We start from the raw sequence: 4,396 nt of genomic DNA on the forward strand, positions 1-4,396 counted from the left end.
GGAGGTCGAGGAGCGCGGCTTTACCATCGAGGAAGCGCAGCAGGCGGATGAGGCCTTCATCACCTCGGCCACGACATTCGTGCAGCCCGTCGTGTCGATCGACGGAGCAACGATCGGCAAGGGCGAAGCCGGTCCGGTGGCCCTGCGCCTGCGCGAGATCTACATCGACGAGAGCCGCAAGAAGGCGATCTGATCGGGCCGGATTGGCCAATCTGGAACATGAAAAGCCCCGGAATGCGCCGGGGCTTTTTCGTTTATGCGACGCGACTTGCAGGTGAATGCTGCGCGCGCATCACGCCCCGGTTCCATTCCATACGGTACCGAATGTTCGCAGCAGGATCCGCAGGTCCAGCATCAGGCTGCGGCTGTCCGCATAGTAGCAGTCCAGCGCCAGGCGGCGGTCATAGGAGCCGCCGCGCGCTGTCACCTGCCACAGCCCCGATACCCCCGGCCGCAGCGACAAATAGGCCCGGGCAGAGGCCCCGGAATATTGCGCGGCGAATTCGGACTGGGGCACGGGGCGGGGGCCAACAAGGCTCATTTGTCCGAGCAGCACGTTGATCATCTGGGGTAGCTCATCCAGGCTGGTGTCGCGCAGCCCGCGGCCCAGGGGCGTGCGGCGCGGATCTTCCGGCAGCTTGGCATGGCGGGCCCAATGCGCACCTATCCTCGGGTCGGCCAGAAGCGGGGCCAGCCGGTCGGGGGCATCCGGCACCATGGTCCGCAGCTTGATCATGCGGAATTCGCGCCCGTCGCGCCCGATCCTGGAATGCAGAAAGAAGACGCCCGGCCCCTGCCGCAGCCGCAGCAGCCCGACCAGAGCCAGCAGAAGCGGCCCCCAGACCGGCAGCGCCAGCAGCACCAGCGTCACGTCCAACAGCCGCTTTCCGTCCAGATGGCCCCGCAGGCCGGCAAGAGACGCCCAAGCTTTTCGGGCCCAGGAGAGGCTGACCCCAAACTGGCGCGCCCAGGACAGGCGGGGCAGAACAACAGCGAAAGGGATCATGTCATAAGCCATGCGCGCGACCCTAGGGCCGCGCAGCTTAAGGATCGGTAATCGCACCGCACGCTGGCCCGGGTTCCCCGGCCCGAGATACTCGGAATTTTACACAAACCCGGCGCATTCAATTCCGCATGCAGGAATTTTCTTCCACTGATGACGCTTTGCCGTATCTTCCCGGAAGGGAGGACCAACATGACGCAAGATTACGAAGCCACGACCCATATCCTGACGCGAGACGACTGGCTGGCAAAGGCAAGCGAGGAGATCCTGGAACCCGAGCTGCCCATCATCGACCCGCATCATCACCTTTGGGACCGGCTTGGCCCCTATTTCGCGGATGAGCTGCTGGCCGATCTGACCTCGGGCCATAACATCCGCAAGACGGTCTTCATCCAGTGCCGCTATGGCTATCGCGAAGACGGGCCGACCGATCTGAAACCCGTGGGAGAGACGGAGTTCGTCGTGGGCATCGCCGAGGAATGCGCCCGCGAACGACCGGACATCGGGGCCTGCGACGGCATTGTCGCCCATGCCAACCTGCTGTTGGGCGACGCGGTGCAGCCCGTTTTGGACGCCCACAAAGAGGCCGCGAAGGGGCGGCTGCGTGGCATCCGGCATTACACCGCCTCGGGCGGGGACCGGTTCTCCGGCGCGGTTCCGAATTCTCCGCTGCGGCTGATGTACGACGACGCCTTCCGCAAGGGCTTTGGTCATCTGGCCGCCAACGGGCTGACCTATGATGCCTGGCTTTACCATCCGCAGATCCCGGATTTCACCGACCTGGCGCGTGCCTTCCCGGACACCACGATGATCCTGGATCACCTGGGCGGCCCCTTGGGCATCGGCCCCTATCGCGGCAAGGGCGACGAAGTCTTTGCCGAATGGAAGGGCTACATGCAGGACCTGGCGGGCTGTCCCAATGTCATCATCAAGCTGGGCGGGCTGGCCATGGATGTGAACGGCTTTGACCTGCATCTTGAGCCGCTGCCGCCATCCTCTGGCGAATGCGCGCGGCTGTGGCGGCCCTATATCGAGAACGCGATCGAACTGTTCGGCGCAGACCGCTGCATGTTCGAAAGCAACTTCCCGGTGGACAAGGGCGCGGTGTCCTACCCCGTGGTCTGGAACGCCTTCAAACGGATCGCCGCAGGGGCGAGCGATGCGGAAAAGGCCAGCCTGTTCCACGACACGGCGGCGCGGGTCTATCGACTTTAAGACAATCCCGCCCCGTTTCCCGGGGCCCGCCTGCGCGCAATTTAACCCCCCGCTAACACTCCCCGCCTATCCCGGTAGCGGGTGAGAAAGGGTGAGTGGATGAGCGCGCAGGCAAACGCGGCGCCGGTCATAATCAAACGGAAGAAGGTCGTCGGCGGTGATGGTCACCACGGCGGAGCCTGGAAGGTGGCCATGCATAGGTTCCTTTGATCTTGGATGCTTTTGCACCCGTTGCACATCCCGCCCCCCGTCGGGGCGGATCTATCGTCGTTCTGACTTGTGCTGGAACCGGGTCTTTCCCGGTGCCGCGCCATCCGATGGGGATGCCCGGGCACTGTGACGAACAGACCCTAACGGAAACCTAAGACGCCCCCTCCATTTCCCTCCGATTTGAATCATTCGGTCTAGGCGCGTTTTTCAACCTGATTATTTTCGCTGGCTGGAAAAGCGGTTTTTTGGCCAAACTCATCATATGTTTCCAACGATTTGCGAATTCTCCGCAGGGTCGCGAAACGGTTGGCGACGGATCGGATGCCCCGCAGGGCGCTGTCCAGGAGCGCCTGGTTTCGCAGCGCTTTGCCCTGCAGGCTGGCCAGATTGCCACGCGCAGGACCGTCAAGTTCGGGAAGGCGCTCCAACAACGCTTCCTTCTCTTCCAGGATGGTTGCGATCACGCTCAGGTCGCCTTGGATCAGCGCAAGGCGTTCCCGATCCAGCAGGTCATCAAGACGCGCGACGGCCTCGGTTTCGGACATAGGCTCAGCCATCCTGTTGCTCCTTCAACGCTTGAAATAGTTTTTCCGCCAGGCCGATTCCCCCGGCTTTGGCCATCTGGTGCGCCTGTTCGTCTCGCAAGAGGGATGCGAATTGGGTTTCACCCGTGCTTCCCCCGAACGATCCGGACAACCCATCCAAGCCGGAATGTTTCAACATTTCAGATAAGAAGGACGCCTCCAACGCCACGGCGGCGTCACGCAACTGCGCGTCCTTGGGACCCTGTGGCACAGCGGTAGGCCGGTTCGAATCGACAAACATCAGATACCTCCAATTGTCATCAGATTGCTCGATTTTGCCTGAGAGCGGTAAAGGATCAGTAACCGGGATCTGAGACAGTGGCCGTGAGCGGAAGAATTCCCGAGGCCAATATGAAAATTGATCTTCTGTCCCTGATGCGGATTGCAAGAGCGCCAGAAGTCCCTTTGTCAAAAGGGGGCGAACACGTTGCGTTTGCAGAGGTTTTCGACCGGGACATGACATCAGAAATGGCTGTCGTGGCTGACGCTCCCGACGACCTTCTCGTCTTGGCTGATCCGACGTCTGATCAAAATCCAGAGTTGTCCTTGGACAAGGGTTTTCCAACTGAGTTGGCAGCTTGGTCGCCGGATGCCAGTGCCACAGAAGTGTCGGAAGGGTTGGAAGCCGAAGTCTTCAAATACCCATTCCCAAGTGTTGCAACCTCGCAGTCCGACACGCGGAGTTTTCACTTGGTGGAGGATCACAAGGAACACATGCGAGACCCTACGCGGCCGTCCGTGCCGCTCGGGTTCACGGAACAGGAAAACGCAGTTAAGGAGCGTCCGCCTGCTGTTGGCTTCTCAATCAACGCGCCTACGCCCAACACGCGAAGCGAGGCGCGAAATTCGGCAGGCGCAAGTAGAATTTCCGACTTTTCGGCGCATCATGGCAAGCAAAACTCATCGTTTGGGCCGGTGCAGACTCCAACAACAGAAATGCTGGCGACACCGATTGCAGGCCGCGTCGCGGATTCTAAGTCGAATATATTCCCGGTAGATGAAACCGATCGCCCGGCCAAAGGCTCGAAGGCGCTGGGAGAATCAACCGAGAAGCCCCAAGCGGCGCACTGGATCAACCAAACATCGCCAATACCAGCGGCCAATGGAGCAGTTCCGAAAGGTCATGAGCAGCGAAAAGCCCCCGCATCCGAAGCCATTCCTGAAATCGGTAAAGCAAATGCCACGCCCGCGACGGATAAGGTTGGCGATGTGCAAATTGAACCTGGAGTCGGTGACCTTGCAACGCAAGATGCACCTGCTTCTTGGCACGGGAAAATCCAACAACCCCAACAACATGGCGCTAGGAATCAGGGTTCACCTGATCCGAGACCGGTTCATCCAGAACTAATGGGGCGCAATGCAGGACAAGTAAATGGAAGCAAAG

The 4,396-nt window shown here is 60.7% G+C and carries 5 protein-coding genes and 2 pseudogenes; 4 read left to right on the forward strand and 3 right to left on the reverse strand.

The genetic code is table 11. From position 1 onward, the window contains the following. Window positions 1–193, forward strand: a pseudogene (locus tag ACEQXV_RS08625) (D-amino acid aminotransferase); the annotation flags it as partial. A gap of 99 nt (window positions 194–292) precedes the next feature. Here ACEQXV_RS08625 and ACEQXV_RS08630 read toward each other — a convergent pair. Beyond that, a complete protein-coding gene (locus ACEQXV_RS08630; RefSeq protein WP_370268769.1) occupies window positions 293–1,018 on the reverse strand; it encodes a sugar transferase in 726 nt (241 codons plus the stop codon). 177 nt (window positions 1,019–1,195) lie between these two features. Here ACEQXV_RS08630 and ACEQXV_RS08635 point away from each other — a divergent pair, with 177 nt between their 5' ends. Both ACEQXV_RS08635 and ACEQXV_RS08640 read left to right on the forward strand, forming a co-directional pair. Then, window positions 1,196–2,218 carry an amidohydrolase gene (locus tag ACEQXV_RS08635; RefSeq protein ID WP_370268770.1) on the forward strand — a complete coding sequence of 341 codons (1,023 nt, stop codon included), beginning with the start codon at window positions 1,196–1,198 and terminating at the stop codon, window positions 2,216–2,218. Between the two features lie 99 nt (window positions 2,219–2,317). Then, window positions 2,318–2,425 (forward strand): annotated as a pseudogene (locus ACEQXV_RS08640) (chemotaxis protein MotB); the annotation flags it as partial. 197 nt (window positions 2,426–2,622) lie between these two features. Here ACEQXV_RS08640 and ACEQXV_RS08645 read toward each other — a convergent pair. Then, entirely contained in the window at window positions 2,623–2,985 is a 363-nt protein-coding gene (locus ACEQXV_RS08645) for a flagellar protein FlgN (protein ID WP_244525479.1), read from the reverse strand. Further along, window positions 2,978–3,253: a rod-binding protein gene (locus ACEQXV_RS08650; RefSeq protein ID WP_093448779.1), complete on the reverse strand. Its 276-nt coding sequence runs from the start codon at window positions 3,251–3,253 to the stop codon at window positions 2,978–2,980. The genes ACEQXV_RS08645 and ACEQXV_RS08650 overlap by 8 nt, the downstream gene beginning before the upstream one ends. 110 nt (window positions 3,254–3,363) lie before the next feature. Here ACEQXV_RS08650 and ACEQXV_RS08655 point away from each other — a divergent pair. Then, window positions 3,364–4,396 (forward strand): hypothetical protein (locus ACEQXV_RS08655; RefSeq protein ID WP_370268774.1); only part of this gene is annotated, 1,033 nt, incomplete at its 3' end.

The sequence above is a fragment of the Nioella sp. genome (assembly GCF_964229645.1).
Classification (GTDB): domain Bacteria; phylum Pseudomonadota; class Alphaproteobacteria; order Rhodobacterales; family Rhodobacteraceae; genus Nioella.

Coding starts and splice junctions, on each gene's coding strand:
- ACEQXV_RS08630 (WP_370268769.1), bottom strand. CDS start 1,018: ATGGCTTATGACATGATCCCTTTCGCTGTTGTTCTGCCCCGCCTGTCC.
- ACEQXV_RS08635 (WP_370268770.1), top strand. CDS start 1,196: ATGACGCAAGATTACGAAGCCACGACCCATATCCTGACGCGAGACGAC.
- ACEQXV_RS08645 (WP_244525479.1), bottom strand. CDS start 2,985: ATGGCTGAGCCTATGTCCGAAACCGAGGCCGTCGCGCGTCTTGATGAC.
- ACEQXV_RS08650 (WP_093448779.1), bottom strand. CDS start 3,253: ATGTTTGTCGATTCGAACCGGCCTACCGCTGTGCCACAGGGTCCCAAG.